The sequence below is a fragment of the Xanthomonas sp. NCPPB 1826 genome (assembly GCF_056725285.1).
The window spans coordinates 4,725,458-4,744,576 of sequence record NZ_CM161521.1 but is presented as its reverse complement, the minus strand read 5'-3'; the positions used below and the strand labels follow the sequence as shown (position 1 = coordinate 4,744,576).

14 protein-coding genes are annotated in these 19,119 nt (G+C 67.1%); 7 read left to right on the top strand and 7 right to left on the bottom strand.

Annotated features, from left to right (window positions below):
• Positions 1–91: 91 nt before the first annotated feature.
• Positions 92–631, top strand: a complete 540-nt coding sequence (gene ecfK / locus AC1PLA_RS19955; RefSeq protein WP_026064380.1) for an ECF-type sigma factor EcfK — start codon at positions 92–94, stop codon at positions 629–631.
• Positions 610–3,138 carry a serine/threonine-protein kinase gene (locus tag AC1PLA_RS19950; protein ID WP_481105208.1) on the top strand — a complete coding sequence of 843 codons (2,529 nt, stop codon included), beginning with the start codon at positions 610–612 and terminating at the stop codon, positions 3,136–3,138. The genes ecfK and AC1PLA_RS19950 overlap by 22 nt, the downstream gene beginning before the upstream one ends.
• A 198-nt stretch (positions 3,139–3,336) precedes the next feature.
• On the opposite strand, the gene AC1PLA_RS19945 is transcribed toward AC1PLA_RS19950, so the two are convergent.
• Positions 3,337–3,618 (bottom strand): DUF2782 domain-containing protein, encoded by a 282-nt coding sequence (locus tag AC1PLA_RS19945; RefSeq protein WP_039515413.1) that lies wholly within the window; start codon positions 3,616–3,618, stop codon positions 3,337–3,339.
• Positions 3,619–3,695: 77 nt separating this feature from the next.
• Between AC1PLA_RS19945 and polA the strand changes: the two genes are divergently transcribed.
• Positions 3,696–6,497, top strand: a complete 2,802-nt coding sequence (gene polA, locus AC1PLA_RS19940; protein ID WP_481105207.1) for a DNA polymerase I — start codon at positions 3,696–3,698, stop codon at positions 6,495–6,497.
• A 429-nt stretch (positions 6,498–6,926) separates the two neighbouring features.
• Here the strand turns inward: polA and hemF are convergent, their stop codons facing one another.
• The 4 genes from hemF to AC1PLA_RS19920 form a co-directional block, all read right to left on the bottom strand.
• Entirely contained in the window at positions 6,927–7,826 is a 900-nt protein-coding gene (gene hemF, locus AC1PLA_RS19935) for an oxygen-dependent coproporphyrinogen oxidase (protein ID WP_024937543.1), read from the bottom strand.
• A 1,071-nt stretch (positions 7,827–8,897) separates the two neighbouring features.
• Complete coding sequence (locus tag AC1PLA_RS19930; RefSeq protein ID WP_184353592.1) at positions 8,898–9,476, bottom strand: hypothetical protein; 579 nt, start codon at positions 9,474–9,476, stop codon at positions 8,898–8,900.
• On the bottom strand, positions 9,473–10,189 hold the full coding sequence (locus AC1PLA_RS19925; RefSeq protein WP_102255129.1) for a hypothetical protein: 717 nt from the start codon (positions 10,187–10,189) through the stop codon (positions 9,473–9,475). Before AC1PLA_RS19925 ends, AC1PLA_RS19930 begins: the two co-directional genes overlap by 4 nt.
• Before the next feature lie 309 nt (positions 10,190–10,498).
• Positions 10,499–12,859: a S9 family peptidase gene (locus tag AC1PLA_RS19920; RefSeq protein WP_481106236.1), complete on the bottom strand. Its 2,361-nt coding sequence runs from the start codon at positions 12,857–12,859 to the stop codon at positions 10,499–10,501.
• Positions 12,860–13,226: 367 nt separating this feature from the next.
• Between AC1PLA_RS19920 and AC1PLA_RS19915 the strand changes: the two genes are divergently transcribed.
• The gene (locus AC1PLA_RS19915; RefSeq protein WP_026064401.1) at positions 13,227–14,570 is read left to right on the top strand and encodes an AMP-binding protein; all 1,344 of its coding nucleotides are present in this window, start codon (positions 13,227–13,229) and stop codon (positions 14,568–14,570) included.
• Between the two features lie 71 nt (positions 14,571–14,641).
• Here AC1PLA_RS19915 and AC1PLA_RS19910 read toward each other — a convergent pair whose 3' ends face one another.
• Positions 14,642–15,649 (bottom strand): chorismate transformation FkbO/Hyg5 family protein, encoded by a 1,008-nt coding sequence (locus AC1PLA_RS19910; protein WP_166773871.1) that lies wholly within the window; start codon positions 15,647–15,649, stop codon positions 14,642–14,644.
• Positions 15,646–17,028 (bottom strand): NAD(P)/FAD-dependent oxidoreductase, encoded by a 1,383-nt coding sequence (locus AC1PLA_RS19905; RefSeq protein WP_481105206.1) that lies wholly within the window; start codon positions 17,026–17,028, stop codon positions 15,646–15,648. Before AC1PLA_RS19905 ends, AC1PLA_RS19910 begins: the two co-directional genes overlap by 4 nt.
• Before the next feature lie 291 nt (positions 17,029–17,319).
• On the opposite strand from AC1PLA_RS19905, the gene xanC reads away from it, so the two are divergent.
• Genes xanC through AC1PLA_RS19890 form a run of 3 tightly spaced genes read left to right on the top strand, consistent with a single transcriptional unit; the run spans position 17,320 to position 19,113 of the window.
• Positions 17,320–17,589: a xanthomonadin biosynthesis acyl carrier protein XanC gene (gene xanC / locus AC1PLA_RS19900; RefSeq protein ID WP_011260626.1), complete on the top strand. Its 270-nt coding sequence runs from the start codon at positions 17,320–17,322 to the stop codon at positions 17,587–17,589.
• A 37-nt stretch (positions 17,590–17,626) separates the two neighbouring features.
• The gene (locus tag AC1PLA_RS19895) at positions 17,627–18,310 is read left to right on the top strand and encodes a COG4648 family protein (protein WP_481106235.1); all 684 of its coding nucleotides are present in this window, start codon (positions 17,627–17,629) and stop codon (positions 18,308–18,310) included.
• Between the two features lie 53 nt (positions 18,311–18,363).
• Complete coding sequence (locus AC1PLA_RS19890) at positions 18,364–19,113, top strand: lysophospholipid acyltransferase family protein (RefSeq protein ID WP_481105205.1); 750 nt, start codon at positions 18,364–18,366, stop codon at positions 19,111–19,113.
• Positions 19,114–19,119: the final 6 nt, after the last annotated feature.

The following is a 19,119-nucleotide window of genomic DNA, read 5'->3' as shown; positions in this document are numbered from 1 at the left end:
CGGCGCAGGCGAGCTAAACCGTTTGGTTTTGAAATGCCTACCCGGTCGCCAATGCGGGATACTGCGCTTCCACGCAGGCGAGATGGACCGGATGTCCGAGCTGCCGATCACCGAGTTGTTGCAGGCCTGGCAGCGCGATGAGCCCGGCGCGGGCGACGCATTGGCGCGGCAGGTCTACGAGGTGCTGCGCGCCACCGCGTTGCGCGAGCTGCGGCGCGATGCGCGTGCCGGCCTGCAGGCGACCGAGGTGGTGCACGAGGCCTGGATGCGGCTGGAGCAGGGCCAGCAGGCGTTTCGCTCACGCACGCATTTCTATGCGGTGGCGGCACTGCAGATGCGCCATCTGCTGGTGGATCTGGCGCGCCAACATGCCAGCGCCAAGCGGCTGGGGCAGGCGGTGACCTTGACGATCAGCCTGTCCGACGGCGCGCCACGGCCGGAGGCCTTGATGGTGGTCGCCGATGCCTTCGACAAGCTGGCGCGGGTGGACGAGCGCAAGGCCAAGGCCTTCGCGCTGACCGAGCTGGTGGGTTTCAGCGTGGCCGAGGCGGCCGAGCAACTGGAGGTGTCGGTGCCGACGCTGGAGCGCGACCTGCGCTTCGCGCGGGTGTGGCTGGCGGCGCAGCTGTGAGCAGTGCCGCCACCTCCTGGCAGCGATTGGAGGCCTTGTTCCATCAGGCCTGTCAGCTGCCGGTGGAAGCGCGCGAGGCATTCGCGCGTACGCAAGCCGGCGACGATGCAGTGCTGCGTGATGAGTTGCTGGCGATGCTGGCGGTGGAATCGCAGGCCACGCTGCGCGTGCGTGCGCCGCTGCAACAGGCCGCTGCTGCACTGCGCGCGCCGCTGCCGGAACTGCCGGCCGGCACGCGCTTCGGTGCATGGGCGATCGACCGCCTGATCGGCGCCGGCGGCATGGGCCAGGTCTATCTGGGCCATCGCGCCGACGGTGCCTACGAGCGCGAGGTGGCGATCAAGCTGGTGGCCGCCGAAGCCCTGGATGCGCAGGGCCGCGCCTTGTTCGAATTCGAATGCCGGCTGCTGGCGCAGATGGTGCACCCGGCTATCGCGCAGATCCACGACGTGGGCACCGATGCGCACGGCCGTCCGTATCTGGTGATGGAGTATCTGCGCGGCGAGCCGATCACCTGGTGGTGCGATGCGCACCTGCTGTCGCTGCAGGCGCGCGTGCTGCTGATGCTGCGGGTTGGCGAGGCGGTGCAGCACGCCCACCAGAAAGGCGTGATCCATCGCGATCTCAAGCCGAGCAACGTGCTGGTCAGCGCGGTCGACGGGCGGCCGATGCCGGGCGTGATCGATTTCGGCATCGCCATCGATGCGTCCAACCCCGGCATGACCTCCGCGCACGGTCGCGGCACGCCCGGCTACATGAGCCCGGAACAGGCGCGCGGCGCGCCGGAGGTGGACGCACGCAGCGACATCTATGCGCTGGGCGCGATGTTCTACGAACTGAGTTGCGGGCTGGCCCCGGTGGCAGACCGCGACGGCGTGCCGCAGCCGCCATCGCAGCGGGTGGCTGCGGTGCCGGCCGATGCGCGCGCGCGGATCTGCGCGGCCCGTGCGACGACCCACGGCAAGCTGCAGGATCAGCTGCGCGATGGCCTGGATGCGATCGTGCTGCGTGCGTTGGCGCCGGAACCGGGCGCGCGCTACGCGTCGGTGTCGGCCTTGCTGGACGATCTGCACCGTTGGCTGGATGGTTATCCGCCACATGCGTTGCAGGCCGGCGGCTGGTTGCGGCTACGCAAGTTCATCCAGCGCCATCGCAGCGGCGTGCTGGCTGCTGCACTTGTTTCGATCGCGCTGGTTGCCGGCCTGGGCGCAACACTGTGGTCGCTGCAACACGCTGCGCGCGATGCGCAACGCGCGCAGGTCACCGGCGACTTCATGAGTTCGGTGCTGTCCAGCGTGGACCCGGGCATTGCGCAGGATCTGGACAAGACGCTGATGCTGCGTGTGCTGCAGCAGGCCTCGCAGCGTGCCGCGCGTGAGTTGGCCGATCAGCCGGATGCTCGTACGCAGGTGGAGCTGACCCTGGGCCGGACGCTGATCGCGCTGGGCGATTATCCGCAGGCAGTGCTGCATCTGCGCATCGCCCAGACCTTGGCGCGGCAGCACATGGGCGCGGCTAGCGTGCCGGCCCTGAAAGCGGCCTCGATGCTCGGCCAGGCACTCACCGGCGCCGGTAAGGCCAGCGAGTCCGAGCACGTGCTGCGCCAGAGCATCGCGCTGGCGGCTGGCGGCAACGCAGAACAGCAGGCGCTGGGCAACGAGATGCGTGCGCGCTTGGCCTGGGCGTTGCGCGACCAGGGCCGCATGGCCGATGCCATGGCAGAGAGCCGGCATGCCTATGTCGCCGCCCTCGCCAACGGTGCCACCACCGCCGATCAACGCATCGATGCCGGCAATGTCTATGCCGGCCTGCTGGCCGATGTCGGCCAGCTGCTGCCGGCGATCGCCCTGCAGCGCAGCCTGCTGCGCGAGCGCATCGCCATGCGCGGGCCGGAGCACCCGCTGGTGCTGTCGATGCGCAACAGCCTGGCGGTGTTCCTGCTGATGCAGCGCGACTTTGCCGCTGCCGAAACCGAACTGGCCTCGTTGCTGCGCCTCACCCGCAAGCTCTACGGCGACAACGCCGCCGACACCTTGATGGTGGAAAGCAACCTGGCCGACGCATTGCGGCAGCAAGGCAAGCTGGCCGACGCCGGCCCGCATTACCGCGCAGTCCTGGAGCGCGCGCGCACCCTGTTCGGCGACGATGCGCCGGCCACCATCGCCTATCGCAGCAACCATGCGTTGTGGCTATTGGACAGTGGTCAGCTTGATGCCTCGCTGGCCGAACAGCGCGCATCGCTGGCGTCGTCCATGCGGGTGCTGGGCCGCGCGCATCCACAGACCGCCGAGATCCTGCGCGGCCTGTCCGAAGCCGAGCGCAGGCTCGGCCAGATGGCCGCCGCGCGCGACCACGCGCAGCAGGCATTGCAGATTCTGACCGGCATCTACGGCGATGCCGAACAACCCTTGCGCGCCGCACGCCAGACCTTGACGCTGGTCGCCCCGGCCAAGGCGCTTCCCGCAACCTCCAGCGCAGAAACCACGGCGTCGGTGGCGCAACGCTAGATGAGGATCTGGTTGGTCTAGTGCCGCCGGCCGACAGCTGCCGCAGGGCGACAGCACAGGAAATCCCTGTCGCCATGCGGCGGCGTACCGAAACCATCGGCCATCTAGCCCGGCACTAGGCTGTCACCGAAACCAGCGCCGCAAGACCCGCCAGGCTTACGCTCTACGATTCCCGATTCCCGATTCCCGATTCCCGAATCACCAGCTATACAGCTTCCAATACACCTTGTTGACCTTGTCCTTCTCCGCATCGGTATGCCCGTCGTGATCGCGGTCGTACAGGAAGTAGGGCGCACCGCGTGCAGGCGTCACCCGCACCATTTCCAGCTGGCCATTGACCCGGTACTCGTCGACCTTGTCGCCGTTGCCCATGGTCTTGCTGGTGACATCCGCGCCGGCCGGCACATCGCCGACCGCGCCGCTGGTGGCGCAGCCGCCGAGCAGCAGTAACGGCAGCAGCAAAAGACTCGCTCTCTTCATCGTCGTCATCCGTTCTAGGTCGTCGGCAAGTATGCGCCGGCACGGTGTGGCGTGAGCGTGCAGCGTAGAATTGGCGCATGAGCAGATTAGTCCTGATCGACGGGTCCAGTTACCTGTACCGCGCGTTCCACGCGCTTCCGCCGCTGACCAATGCCCAGGGCGAGCCCACCGGTGCCTTGTTCGGCGTGGTCAACATGCTGCGCGCCACCCTGAAGGAACGCCCGGCCTATGTCGCGTTCGTGGTGGACGCGCCGGGCAAGACCTTCCGTGATGACTTGTATGCCGACTACAAGGCCAATCGCCCGTCTATGCCCGACGACCTGCGCGCGCAGGTGCAGCCGATGTGCGACATCGTGCATGCGCTGGGCATCGACATCCTGCGCATCGACGGCGTGGAAGCCGACGATGTGATCGGCACGCTGGCCCTGCAGGCCGCCGCCGATGGCCTGAGCGTGACCATCTCCACCGGCGACAAGGACTTTGCCCAGCTGGTGCGCCCGGGCATCGAACTGGTCAACACCATGAGCGGCAGCCGCATGGATTCGGACGAGGCGGTGATCGCCAAGTTCGGCGTGCGCCCCGACCAGATCGTCGACCTGCTGGCGCTGATGGGCGACACCGTGGACAACGTGCCCGGCGTGGAGAAGTGCGGCCCCAAGACCGCCGCCAAATGGCTGGCTGAATACGACTCGCTCGATGGGGTGATCGCCAACGCCGACAAGATCAAGGGCAAGATCGGCGACAACCTACGCGCCGCGCTGCCGCGGCTGCCGCTCAACCGCGAACTGGTCACCATCAAGACCGACGTGGCCCTGGCCAGCGGCCCGCGCGCGCTGGACCTGCGCGAGCCCAACGCCGAAACGCTGGCGGTGCTGTACGCACGCTACGGCTTCACCCAGGCGCTGCGCGAACTCGGCGGTGCAGCCGCCCAGGCCGGCCTGCTGACCGAGCCGATGCCGTTGGGAGCCGCCGCTGCCAGCGCCCGCACCGAACCCGGCCGCGCGCGCGGCACGGGCTTCGTGTCCGGCCCGGTCAGCGCCCCGGTGGAAGTGGACCCTGCGCTCTCGGCGCCCGGCCAGTACGAGACCATCCTGACCCAGGAACAGCTCGACAGCTGGATCGCGCGCCTGCGCGCCGCCGGCCAGTTCGCCTTCGATACCGAAACCGACAGCCTGGACCCACTGCAGGCGGACCTGATCGGCCTGAGCGTGGCGGCCGAGCCCGGCCAGGCGGCGTATCTGCCGTTCGGCCACAACTTCCCCGACGCCCCGGCCCAGCTCGACCGTACCCAGGCGCTAGCGCAGCTGGCGCCGTTGCTCACCGATCCTGCAGTGCGCAAGCTTGGCCAGCACGGCAAGTACGACCTGCACGTGATGCGCCGCCACGGCATTGCCCTGGCCGGCTACAGCGACGACACCCTGCTGGAGAGCTTCGTGCTCAATTCCGGCAGCGCCCGCCATGATATGGACAGCCTGGCCAAGCGCTACCTGGGCTACGACACGGTCAAGTACGAGGACGTCTGCGGCAAGGGCGCCAAGCAGATCCCGTTTGCCCAGATCAGCCTGGACGACGCCACCCGCTACGCCGCCGAAGATGCCGACATCACCCTGCGCCTGCACCAGGTGCTCGGCCCCAGGCTGGCGGCCGAGCCGGGCCTGGAGCAGGTCTACCGTGAGATCGAGATGCCGCTGGTGGAAGTACTGGCACGCATCGAAGCCAACGGCGTGTGCGTGGACGCGGCCGAACTGCGCCGCCAGAGCGCGGACCTGTCCAAGCGCATGCTCGCCGCCCAGCAGAAGGCCACCGAGCTGGCCGGGCGCAGCTTCAACCTGGATTCGCCCAAGCAGCTGCAGGCGCTGCTGTTCGACGAGCTCAAGCTGCCCGCCGTGGTCAAGACGCCCAAGGGCCAGCCTTCGACCAACGAAGAGGCGCTGGAAGCCATCGCCGACCAGCACGAGTTGCCGCGGGTGATCCTGGAATACCGCGGCCTGACCAAGCTGCGCAGCACCTACACCGACAAGCTGCCGGAGATGATCCACCCGCAGTCCGGGCGCGTGCACACCAGCTACCACCAGGCCGGCGCGGCCACCGGGCGGCTGTCCTCGTCCGATCCCAACCTGCAGAACATCCCGATCCGCACCGAAGACGGCCGCCGCATCCGCCGCGCCTTCGTCGCCCCGGCCGGGCGCAAGCTGATCGCCTGCGATTACTCGCAGATCGAACTGCGCATCATGGCCCACCTGTCCGGCGACCCGGGCCTAGTCGGCGCGTTCGAGTCCGGCGCCGACGTGCACCGCGCCACCGCCGCCGAGGTTTTCGGCCGCACCATCGACACCGTCAGCGCTGACGAGCGCCGCGCCGCCAAGGCGATCAACTTCGGCCTGATGTACGGCATGAGCGCGTTTGGTCTTGCCCGCCAGCTCGGCATCGGCCGTGGCGAGGCGCAGGACTACATCGCGCTGTACTTCAGCCGCTACCCGGGCGTACGCGACTTCATGGAAACCACCCGCCAGCAGGCGCGCGACAAGGGCTACGTGGAGACGGTGTTCGGCCGCCGGCTGTATTTGGACTTCATCAACGCCGGCAGCCAGGGCCAACGCGCCGGCGCCGAGCGCGCCGCCATCAACGCACCGATGCAGGGCACCGCGGCCGACATCATCAAGCGCGCCATGGTTAGCGTGGACAGCTGGATCGCCGACCACGCCGAGCGCGCGCTGATGATCCTGCAGGTGCACGACGAACTGGTGTTCGAAGCCGAGACCGACTTCGTCGACACACTGCTGCGCGAAGTGACCACGCGCATGTCGGCCGCGGCCGAATTACGCGTGCCGCTGGTGGTCGATTCCGGGGTCGGCGATAACTGGGATGAGGCGCACTGACGCTGCAGATAAGGCTGATATGCTGAACGCGCAGACCAGACATAATACGAATCGAGCCTGCGCCGATGGAATGAATAACCGCTAAATTCTACATATTTTTAACAGTTATCTTCACGATCCATCAATGTAGAAAATGGTGTTATATCCCTCGACGGGCGCAACGCCTGTCGGCAGATCTCTCCCATCCCCTGGAGCAGATCTCGGAACGGAAACTACTCCCCAAGTTTCCGTTCCCTGGCCCCGCCGACCTCCCCCTGGTCTGCGGGGCTTTTTATTTCCGGCCTGCAATTATTTTGCTACGCAACATAACCGGTTCATCGTATTGCACGATTCACTGGCGGCGCTGGAAATCACAAATTTAAATAGGCCGAATAAACTCGATCAATCAACACAGCGTTTCATTAGCGCTGTGTTTTTTAATTGACCGATTCAACCGAGCCAATCGCGTGGGACCAGATAGTCCATCAGCCGTGCCTCGGCGCTGCCCGGTTCCGGCGTGAAGCCGTATTCCCAGCGCACCCGCGGGGGCAGGCTCATCAGGATGCTTTCGGCCCGCCCGCCACTTTGCAGGCCGAACAGCGTGCCGCGGTCGTAGACCAGGTTGAACTCCACGTAGCGGCCACGGCGGTAGAGCTGGAACTCGCGTTCGCGTTCGCCGTAGGGCGTGTCCTTGCGGCGCTCGACGATCGGCAGGTAGGCATCCAGGAAGCCGTCGCCGACCGCGCGCTGGTAGGCGAAGTCGCGTTCGAAATCCTGCCCCAGGTCGTCGAAGAACAGCCCGCCCACGCCACGCGTCTCGTTGCGGTGACGCAGGAAGAAGTACTCGTCGCACCAGCGCTTGTGCGCGGCATAGCGCTCCTCGCCGAATGGCGCGCACAGCGCCTGCGCGGTGCGGTGCCAGTGCAGCACGTCCTCGTCCACCGGATAGAACGGGGTCAGGTCGAAGCCGCCACCGAACCAGGCCGCCACCACCTCGCCATCGCGCTCGGCACGGAAGTAGCGCACATTGGCGTGGGTGGTGGGGATGTGCGGATTGTGCGGGTGGAATACCAGCGACACGCCGCAGGCGCGCCAGGTCGCCCCTGCCAGCTCGGGCCGGTGCGCACTGGCCGAAGGCGGCAGGCGCGAGCCGGACACATCCGAAAACCCGATGCCGGCCTGCTCGAACACCGCGCCATCGCGCAGGATGCGGGTGCGCCCGCCACCGCCTTCCTCGCGTTGCCAAAGGTCTTCGGCAAAACGCGCGCTACCATCGATGGCTTCCACGGCAGCGCAGATACGGTCCTGCAGGCCGGTCAAATAATCGCGTACACGGTCGAATTCGTTCATGCCACGATTCTAAGCGGTGCATCGCGCTTCATGCAGTCGGGCAAACGCGCCCGTTTGTCGCAGGGCGAGGCGCTGCGTCGTGTAGGCATCGGGTGCTTGACCAGTCAGGCTTTGCCGGCTCGTCCCACGCCAGGATTCATATGCCGGCTGTTTTCTAGTCGGGACCGGGTAGTGTGGGCGAGGCAGCAGCAGAAGCGGAAGAGAAGAGGAAGCAGAAGCAGAAGCAGGGCATGCGATCTGCGGTCTGGCTGCAGGGCCCTTGCCCGCCCACCCTCGCAGGGCACGCCGCAAGTACGTCCTTGTAGGCTCTTACGCGGCATCCATGCCGCGTAAGGTCCCGCGACGGTGGGCGGGCAAGGACCCGTCGGGATGGTCGGTTCGCATGGTTTTCAACAAACAGCATGCAACCGGTGCGGTGTCCTCGCCGCTGTGAGTTTGCTGCAGGGCCCTTGCCCGCCCACCATCGCGGGACACGCCGCAAGTACGTCCATGTAGGCTCTTACGCGGCATCCATGCCGCGTAAGGTCCCGCGACGGTGAGCGGGCAAGGACCTGTCGAGATGGTCGGTGTGCATGGTTTTCAACAAAACAGCCGGCAACCGGTGCGTTGTCCTCGCCGCGTCCTCGACGCTGTGAGTTTGCTGCAGGGTCCTTGCCCGCCCACCCTCGCGGGACACGCCGCAAGTACGTCCCTGTAGGCTCTTACGCGGCATCCATGCCGCGTAAGGTCCCGCGACGGTGGGCGGGCAAGGACCACCAGAGATGGTTGGTGTGCAGGTTGCAAGCGGAGCATGACGTGCGTTGTCGTAACAGCGCGCCCAATCAGTCTTCCAAGACGAGCCGAGCAATCAGCAGGCTTTCAATGAAGCAACCTAAGAACATCCTGGTGCGGTGTCCTTACGGTTCCGGGACCCTTGGCGGCATGGATGCTGCCAGGAAGCCTCCACAGACGGATTCACGGCGTGTCCTGGAAGTGGGTTAGGGCATCGCGCCCTCGACTCACCGAACTTGATTCAGGCCCGCGCCGTGTCTAACGGTCGCCACGGCTCGACGTCTCGACGTCTCGACTCCCTCATGCGTTGCGCCCGCGCGAGGCGGCAAATTCGGCGCGCACCGCAGGCGTGCATAACCGCCATGCCAGCGCTGCGTGGAGACAGCCGATTGCCAGCACGCCCAGGCCTGTCAGCAGCAACGCCGCCTGGCGGGTCGCCTGCAGGCGTGCCTGCAGCTGCGGCCATTCGGGGCTGTGCACGACATCGGCAGGCAGCATCGCCTGCACGCCCTCGAACAGCGGCCCGATCAAGGCCAGGCCACCGACATTGAGCAATGCGGTCACCAGCAACACCGCCACGAACCCGACCCGCGCCCACTCGCGTCGCTGCAGCAAGGCCCAGCTCAACCATGCGAAGGCCACCGACAGCACCACGCCTACGACGGACAACGACAACGCATGATCGATCAGCCACTGCAACGAGGTGGGCAGTGTGATTCCTTCGGGCAAGCCCAGCGCCGCCGCGTCGGGCATCAGCACGATCATCGCGATCTGCAGCAGGTTGGACATCGCGCTGACGACACCCAGCAGCAGGGACACCCATGCCAACGGCGTGACGAAGCCGCCGCGCGGTCGAGGGCGCGGTGTCGGCGCGCTCATTGCAGCGATGCGATATGGGCGGCCACTGCGGCCTGGCCAGCCGGATCCAGGGCCGGCTGCAGTTGCGCGTACCAACCGGGCAGCGCGTCGGCCGGCAGGCACTGGCGCAACAACGGTGTGCTGCGCTCCAGGAAGGCTTCGAAGAAGGGCAGACCGCGCACGTAGAGGAAGTGGCTGTCGGTGATCGACATGCCGGCGTAGGCCTCGCGCAACCACTCCAGATGCGGCAACGCGTGCGCGCCGTGACCGGCGCGGGTCAGCGCGGTGAGGAAACTGGTGCGTGCGGTGGCCGGCGAGGTGGAGCGCTCCTGCGCATTCAGATCGTCGAAGGTCAGCAACCACTGTTCGCCACGATCGATCTCGTTGCACATCACCGAAGTGGTCGCTAACTGCAATGCGTTGTGGGCGGTGGGCTCGAGTTCGTACAGCGTCAGCCAGTGCGGATACGCCTCGCGATAGCGGTCCAGCGCGCTCAATGCCAGCGCGCACAGGCGTTGCGCGTCGGCACCCAGGTGCAGCTGCGCTTGCGCAGCGTTGTAGGCCCCAAGCTGATCGCCGCGTTGGAACAGGCTCAGTGCGGGCTGCAGTGCCGGGTCGATCTGGACCTCGGTATCGGTGTCATCGGCTGCAGCTGCCGGCGCTGCGGTCGGTTCGGCTCGGGGCGTCTTCGCCACCGGGGTCTTGCGTCCAAACAAACGGTCCCACAGGCCCATCGCGATTACCTTCTGCGCGCCGCGAATCGGAAACCGCTGCGGTGCCGGCGGCGCTCCGGTCGGGCGGCGGGCCGGCAGAGGGGAGCGCGATGCGCCAGCGATCTGCCGATCCTGCGCCAAGCTTAGGGCCAGTTGCGTACGTGCAGGTGAGTGCCGGGCAGGGTGACGCATGGCGATGGGTGACGCAGTAGCGCATCACGCGTACAACTTGGTGATCTGTCGCTTGCTGCAGCATGGGGATGCTGGCGCCCCGCGCCATGTCATCAGCCGGGCGATGCAGCACGCATCGCCCGGCCGCAGCGGCATGGCTTACGGCTTCACCTGCTCATTGAACAGCTTGAGGATGCGCTTGTATTCGTCCAGCCATGAATCGGCACGCGTAAAGCCGTGGCGTTCCAGCGGATACGGCGCCACCTGCCAGTTGTCCTTGTGCAGCTCCATCAACTTCTGGGTCATGTCGACCGAGTCCTTGAAGAACACGTTGTCGTCGATCATGCCGTGCGCGATCAGCAGATGGTCGCGCAGTCCATCGGCGTAATTGATCGGCGATGAGGTCTTGTAGGCCTCGGGATCGAGCTCGGGCGTGTTGAGGATGTTGGAGGTGTACTCGTGGTTGTACTGCATCCAGTCGCCGACCGGACGCAGCGCCGCGCCGGCCTTGAAGGTGCCGGGGCTGCGGAACAGTGCCATGTAGGTCATGAAGCCGCCGTACGAGCCGCCGTAGATGCCGGCACGCGCGCGGTCGCCCTGCTTCTGCGTCACCAGCCACTCCAGCCCGTCCAGATAGTCTTCGAGCTCCGGGTGGCCCATGTTGCGGTAGATCGCGGTGCGCCAGTCGCGGCCGTAGCCTTCCGAGGCGCGGTAGTCCAGGTCCAGCACGATGTAGCCCTGCTGCACCAGCAGGTTGTGGAACATCTGCTCGCGGAAATACGGCGTGTAGCGTTGCGAGACGTTCTGCAGATAGCCTGCGCCGTGCACGAACATCACGATCGGATACTGCTTGCCAGGCTCGGGGTTCTGCGGCCCGTAGTACTTGCCCCAGACCGTGCCGGCGCCATGCTTGGACGGTACCTGCACGTACTGCGGTGCGATCCACGGCTGCGCCTTGAAGGCGGGCGTGCGGGTGTCGGTCAGCAGCGTGGCCTGGCCGCCTGCGGCCGGCACCACCGCCAGCTGCGGTGGCAGGTAGCTGCCTGAGTAACGCACCAGCAGTTGCTGCCCGTTCGGCGACAGGCTGAAGCCTTCCACGCCATTCAACGCAGTGACCTCGCTGAGCTGGTCGCTGCGCAGGTCCAGCTTGCACACCTCGTAATCGCCCGGCCATTTCTGGTTGCACAGGAAGAACATGCTGCTGCCGTCGGCGCTGGGCACCGGCATCGACACTTCCCACTTGCCGCGCGTGCGCTGGCGCGGCTTGCCGTTGCCTTCCACGGTGTACAGCTGCGAATAGCCGGATTCTTCCGACAGCAGCCACAGCGTGCGGTTGTCGGGCAGCCAGCCGAAATCGTTGAAGTCCCAGTTGATCCAGGCGCTGTCGCTCAGGCGGTGCCGCGGCTGCAACGTGGCGTTGGCCAGGTCCACGCTGGCGATCCAGCGGTCCTTGTTGTCCACCGCGCGAATCTCCACCGCCACATTGCGCCCGTCATCGCTCCAGTGCACCGCCGGCCCGCTGCCGTCGCCGTCGCTTTCCACACGGACGGCGCGGTTGCCCTTGAGCGCGTCACGCTTGGCGGCCTTGCGCAGCGCGGCCAGCGGGTCGGTGGTGATGCCCGGCAGGGTGTCGAAGGACAGCGGTCTTGCAGTGCCGGCGCTGACATCGACCAACCACAGCGCATGCGCCACCGGCGCATTGCGACCGACGCGGGTGCGCACTTCCTGGAATTCCTCGTAACCGGATTCGGTCACGTACTTGGGCATCTTGCCGGCCTGGCCCTCTTCGGCACTCTTGGCCTGGGTGACCACCAGCAGGTGGCGGCCGTCCGGCGACAACGCGCTGTCGACGATCTCCACCTCATCGCCCAGGTACACCGGCGCTGCCGCACGCGTGGCATCGGCGCGGCGCCAGGCGTCTTCCTGGGTGCGTAACGCATCGCGCTGCTCACGGTCGCGCCGCAGCGTGGCCAGCGTGGCCAGCTGCTGCTCGCGCAACACGTCGGCTTTGGGCGCAGCGTTGGGATCGCGCTCGGCCTTGACCACTGCAACCTGCGCAGTGCCACCGTCGGCGCGCCAGTGGTACCAGTTGTTGCCCGCGCGCCAGATCGCGCCGCCATCGCTGGCAAATTGCGGCCGCGATTCGACTTCGTTGCTGCGGGTCAGCTGGGTCAGCGCCCCGGAGCGCAAATCGCGCAGGAAGATGTCGCCATTGCGCGCGAACAGCATGCGCTGACGGGTCGCATCGTAGCTCGGGTTATCCGCATCCAGGCCGGCGCGTGCGTTGTCGGCCACGCGTTCGGCGCTGCCGCCGCCGGCGCCCTGGCGATAGGTGTCGCGCACCGGGGAACCGTCGCGCTTGAGCAGGTATTGCACCTGTTTGCCGTCCCACTGCCACCAGGCCTGATCCACCGACGGCCCGATCCAGTCCGGATCGGCCATCACCTGTTCGATGGTGAGCGGTGTGGCGGATTGCGCATGCGCGGTGACAGCCAGCAACAACAAGGACAGCGGCAACAATCTGGGCATCGGTAACAACTGGACGCAACGAGGAGCGGACAAGCCTAGCAGCTCGCTTCCGCCGGGGGCTTGGGCCACAGGTCATGTGCGCGTGGGGGCGAGCGCGTTATCAAATAGGCAAGGCATGGCCGAGTGGCGGACGCGACCATAAACAGTTGTGCGCGCGTTGGCCCGCAGGGTGCGTACGCGCTTGACGGCCAATGCACTCCAGCTGCGATGCGCAGCTGCAATGAGTTGGAATGTGCTTCGCGCATGGGCCTCGCCGAGGTTCCCGACCGCGGCCCTCGTGGCGCAGCCGGAAACCTCCCGACTTGCCAGCAGGGCAGGTGGCGGCCAAGCTAGCGCGCTTTTGCGATTGCCGGTTCCCATGTCCAGCCTGCCTGTTCCTGCCGTTTCCCACCCGATGGCCGTCGGCGCGCCCGGCCGGCCGCTGGCCTGGCGCGCGGGGCAGTCGGTTGATCTGGCCACCTTCATTGCACACGTGCATGGCCTGGCGCAGCAATTGCCGGACGGTCGCCACGCGGTGAATCTGTGCGAAGACCGCTATCGCTTCATGGTCGCGTTCTATGCGTGCGCGTTGCGCGGGCAGGTGTCGCTGCTGCCGTCATCGCGCGCGCCGGCCGTGGTCGGCGAAGTGCAGGCGCGGCATGCCGATGCGTATTGCCTGGGCGATCTGGCGCTGGAGCTGGCACCGCCGCGCTATTGGCAGCTGCCGGCCGAGTTGCCGCAGGCCGCAGGCCCGATTCCGCAGCTGGCCGACGATGCCCTGGTGGCCATCGGCTTTACCTCCGGCAGCACCGGCAGCCCGCAGCCCAACCCCAAGACCTGGGGCAGCTTCCTGACCAGTACGCGTCAGGATCTGGTCGCGCTGGAAAGCCTGTGGGCGCACACCGATGCGGTGCCGCACGTGGTCGCCACGGTGCCGCCGCAACATATGTACGGCATGGAATTGTCGGTGCTGCTGCCGATGGTGACCGAGCTTGCGGTGCATGCGGGCCGCCCGTTCTTCCCGGACGATGTGGCGCGCGCGCTGTCGGACATTCCTGCCCCGCGCGTGCTGGTGACCACACCGGTGCACCTGCGCGCGCTGGTCGAATCCGGCGTGGCGTTGCCGCCGCTGGTCGGCATCGTCTCGGCCACCGCGCCGTTGGCGCAGGAGGTGGCCGCGGCCGCCGAAGCGCGGTTTGGCGGCGAGGTGCGCGAGATGTTCGGTTCCACCGAAACCTGCGTGTTCGCGGTGCGCCGCACCGCGCTGGAGGCGGCGTGGACACCGCTACCCGGTGTGCGCCTGGAAACGCAGGCGGCAGGCACCTTGGTGCATGCACCGCATCTGGCCACGCCGGTGCTGTTGGCCGACATGATGGACGTGGCTGCCGACGGCACCTTCCAGGTGCGTGGCCGGCAGGCCGATCTGCTGGAAATCGCCGGCAAACGCGCCTCGCTGGCCGATCTGACCCGTCGCCTGCTGGCCATCCCCGGCGTCGTCGACGGCACCATCGTGCAGCTCGCACCCGAGCCCGGTCAGGCGGTCGGCCGCATCGCCGCACTGGTGGTCGCCCCGACCCTGGACGAAGCGCAGATCCTCGCCGCCCTGCGTGTCAGCGTCGACCCGGTGTTCCTGCCGCGCCGCCTGCGCAAACTCGCCGCACTGCCACGTAACGAAACCGGCAAGCTGCCACGCGATGTGGTGCTGGGTTTGCTCAACGGCTGAGCGCGGGTCTCGCCACCGAGCATTGCTGCCGCGTGGCTGCAGCGGGCATCAGTACTGACGCCCGCAATCGCTCACCCATGCACCCCATCGATCTCCACCGCCAGCTCGTCGCGGCAGATCACCGCGTGCAGCAGCAGACGCGGCACCGCGTCGCCGAAGCGGGCGTCCAGCGCCTGCGCGACCTTGGGTAGATCGTCCTGTTCGCGCACGTAGACCTTCAGGCGGGTGCCGGCGCCGAACTGCGCGGGCAGGGCGGGGGCATGCTGGCGGGCGGCGCCGAGCAGGGCATCGAAGTTGGCGAAGGTCTCTTCCAGCTGCGCCAGCAACTGGCCGGTGTGCATCGAGGCATGCCCGACCACGGCGGCGGTGCCTGACAGCAGCAGCGGCATGTCGCTGCCGGCCGGCGGCAACATGGCGCGCGCGAAACTCGGCGGCTGCGGGCCGTATTGGCGCGGGTAGTTGTAGGCGCTGACCTGGCGCGGATTTTCCAGCGGGGTGCCGGCGTCGCTGGCGGCCAGCCAGTAGATCTGGATGATGCGCTCGGCATCGCAGCGTCCCACCGCGGTGGCGGCCGGCAACTGCGCATTGTCGAAGGCGCCCAGGCCGCGCGCACGGCCCACGCAGAACTGCCGGTAGCGTTCGCGGTCGCCACTGCCCAGGGTGATGGCGTCCAGATAGTTCCAGATACGCAGCAGGCGCGGAGTCTGGCTGCCGGTGACGAAGGCGGTGATTTCCGCATAGGCCCTGGCGGCGGCGGCTTCGATATCGACATCCTGCTCGTCGATTTCGATCACGCCGAACTGCAGGCGGCCGTCGCTGGCCCAGGCGATGTTGCCATCGCGGCCGCTGTGCACCGCCGCATCGCTGCGCCACACCTCCAGCACGTCGGCCTGATACGGCTGCAGCGGCACGCGCAGGTAGCGTGGGTCGTCCAGGCGCGGCGCCGCCGTGCCGAAGCCGAACACGGCCAGCACCTGCGGATCGGCCAGCAGCGCAGACGGGTCGGTCTGATCGACATAGTCGACCTGCAGGCGGGGATGGCGCACGGTGTGCGTGGTCTGGGCCTGGGAAGCGGTCATCGCGTATCTCGTTGTTGCGTGTCGCGTTGCAAGGTGTCGCCGTCGAAGCCGAGCGTGGCCTGACGTCGGCGTTGGCGCCAGGACTGCCAGGCGCGCGGCATCATCGACAAGGTGGTCAGTGCATAGATGGCGCGGAACGCGCGCAGGCGCAGGCGCACCCTGGGGCTGTCGAACACATCGCCGGCCAGCATCGCCACCACCGCTTCCTCGATCTGCCAGGTGTTCTGCGGTTGCGCGAACAGGGCGCGCATGGTCGGCGAGGTGAAGCGGTAGATGAACCACTTGAACTCGTCCACGCCGCGCTTGAGTTCGCGCTGCAAGGCGCGCTGCAGTTTCGCCTCGTGCTGCGGCATGCGCAGGGCCTGGTCCACCATCGCCGCACCGCGCTCGGCGCTGTGCATGGCCAGGAACACGCCCGACGAAAACATCGGGTCGACGAAGGTGTAGGCATCGCCCAGCATCAACCAGCGCGGGCCAGACATGCGCGTGCATTCGTAGGCGTAATTGCCGGTGGCATGCACCGGGGCCACGCGTTCGGCGCCGAGCATGCGCGCGTTGAGCTCGGCATTGAGCGCAAGCGTGCGCATGAAGAAGCCTTCGCTGTCGCCTTTGCGGGTCTTCATGTATTCCGGATAGCAGACTGCGCCCACGCTCATGATGTCGTCCGGCAACGGGATCAGCCACATCCAGCCATGCGCGTGGCGGTAGATGCTGATGTTGCCGGCATCTTCGCCCGGTCGGCGCGTCACGCCGCGGAAGTGGCTGAACAATGCGGCCGATTGATGCCTGGCATTGGCGCGCTTGAGCTTGAAGCGGTTGCCCAGAAAGGTGTCGCGGCCGCTGGCATCGAGCAGATAGCGCGGGCGGAACTGCTGCATCCCTGCCGCGCCTTGCGCCTGCAGTACCGGCTGCTGCCCGTCGAATTCCACCGCTTCGACCTTGACCTGATCGCGCGCATCCACGCCCACCGCCCGCGCGCGCTTGAACAGCACCTGGTCGAACTGCGCACGCGGCACCTGGAAGGCGAAATCGGCCTTGGCATCCAGCGCATGCGAGAAGCGGAAGGTGTTGTAGCCGCCGCTGTCGTTGGGAAAGTCCGCACCGCGCTTGAGCACGCCGATGCTGCGCACCTCTTCCAACACGCCCAGGCGTTCGAGAATCGGCATGTTCATCGGCAGCAGCGACTCGCCGATATGGAAGCGCGGATGCTGCGCCTTCTCCAGCAAGGTCACCTGCCAGCCCTGCTGGGCCAGGACGATGGCGGCCGCGCAGCCTGCCGGCCCGCCGCCGATGATCAGGACATCCGGGCACTCGGGTCCGGGAGCCGGCCCGGCTGCCGGCTTGGCGGTCGGGGTAGGGCCAACAGCGGTGGAAGTCATCCTGGAACGAACCTGCAGCGGGCGAGCGTCATGCAGTCATGATAGCCTGACCGGCGGCCCGGACAGGTATGCCGGCCGCCGAATCGCTGTTGCACAACCATCGACACCCTCGACAATGTGGCCGCAAGGCCGGCGTGGCGAGTGCTCGGAATCGGCCGTCACGGCGACGTACACTGTCTGTGTTCCGCAGCATCGCCGATGCCGACCTGACGGTTGTCCGCGCCGCTGTGGTGGTTGTTCTGCAATTTCGCTGTGAATCTGTCGCCCGACCCTCACCTGGAAGCTCTCTGGATGTCCTCGCAAACCGCTGCCGAACGTGAACTGGCCGAACTCCTGGTCGAAAGCCTGAACCTGGAAGACGTCCAGCCCGCCGACATCGACCCGGAGGCGCCGTTGTTCAACACCGGGCTGGGACTGGATTCGATCGACGCGCTGGAACTGGCGCTGGCGATCAGCAAGCGCTATGGCTTCCAGCTGCGCTCGGACAATGACGAGAACCGTCGCATCTTCGCGTCGCTGCGCGCATTGTCGGCGCATGTCGAAGCTAACAAGACCGTCTGAGGTTGCGACCGCCGCGCCCGGCGATGCGCCCCCGTGGGTGCTGGGGCTGGGCGTGCTGCTGGCGGTGGCGTATTCGCCGCTGGCGCATTGGGCCAACGCCAGCCATCGCCCGGAGCTGGCCGTCATCGCCGGTGGCTTGCTGGTGCTGATGGTGCTGATCGAGCCGATGGTTGCGCGCCGGGCCTGGGCCTGGGCGCTGGCCGTGCTGACCTTGCTGGGCCTGAGCGCGTTGTGGCACTCGCCGTACGCGATGCTGGTGCTGGCCGCGCCGCCGGTGGTGTTCACCGGCTGGATCGCCTGGTTCTTCGGCCGCAGCCTGCGCCGCGGGCGCACGCCGCTGATCACGCGCATTGTCGAAGGGCTGTATCGCCAGGCCGGCATGCCGATCACTCCGGAGCAGTACCGCTACACGCGCCGCCTCACCCTGGCCTGGGCGCTGCTGCTGTGCGCGCTGACCCTGGTCAACCTGGTGCTGGGCCTGTGCGCCGAACCCAGTGGCGTGCTGGCGCAACTGGGCTATGCCTCGCCGCTGCCGATCAGCGACGCGCGCGCATCGTTGTTCGCCAATCTGCTGGCGTACGGGGTGGTTGGCGGGTTCTTTGTAGGCGAATATCTATTCCGCGGCCGCTGGTTTCCACAGCGCCCCTATCGTAATCTGCCAGACTTCTTGCGCCAGATGGCGCGGCTCGGGCCGGAATTCTGGCGCGATCTGCTGCGCTGAGTGCGTGGCCAGGGGCAGCGACGTACGTGCATATTTTCGGGGACAAGACAAAAATGCCGCTGGCAAGGATGCCGTCGCGCCTGGCGTGGGCCGTGTTCAATCTGCTGCAACTGGCCTTCACGCTGACGTTTACCGCTGGCGGAATTGTCTATGCGCTGGCGTTGCTGGCGATCACGCGCGATGCCGACCGCCTGCTGCGCATGGGCGCGTGGATGTGGTCGCCGGTGCTGTTTCGCGGCGCCGGCGCCACGGTGATCGTGGAAGGCCGCGAGCGCGTGGACTGGTCCAGGAACTATCTGTTCGTCAGCAACCACCAGTCGATCATCGATATCTGCGCGTTGTTCTACGCCTTGCCGGTGCCGCTGCGCTTCCTGCTCAAGGACGAAATGCTCAAGGTGCCGTTCGTGAACTGGTATGCGCGGGCCACCGGCATGCTGTTCCTGGACCGCGACAGCCGCCGTGCCGGCGCGATGGTGCGCCGCCAGGCTGCCGCGCTGCTGCGCGAGGGTAAGCAGTTGTGTCTGTTTCCCGAAGGCACCCGCAGCCGCAGCGGCGCATTATTGCCATTCAAGGCCGGGCTGTTGCAGGCCGCTATCGATGCTGGCGTGCAGGTGGTGCCGGTGGCGGTGGATGGCTGCGGCAAGGTGCTGCCGGTGGAGGGTATGTTCAGGGTGCGCCCGGGCATCATCCGGGTGCGGATCGGCGATCCGATCCCGGTGACCGGGCCGGGCGCGCCGGACCGCCAGCAATTGACCGAGCAGGCACATAACGCCGTGGCTGCGATGCTCCAACCCAGGATTTGAGTTACC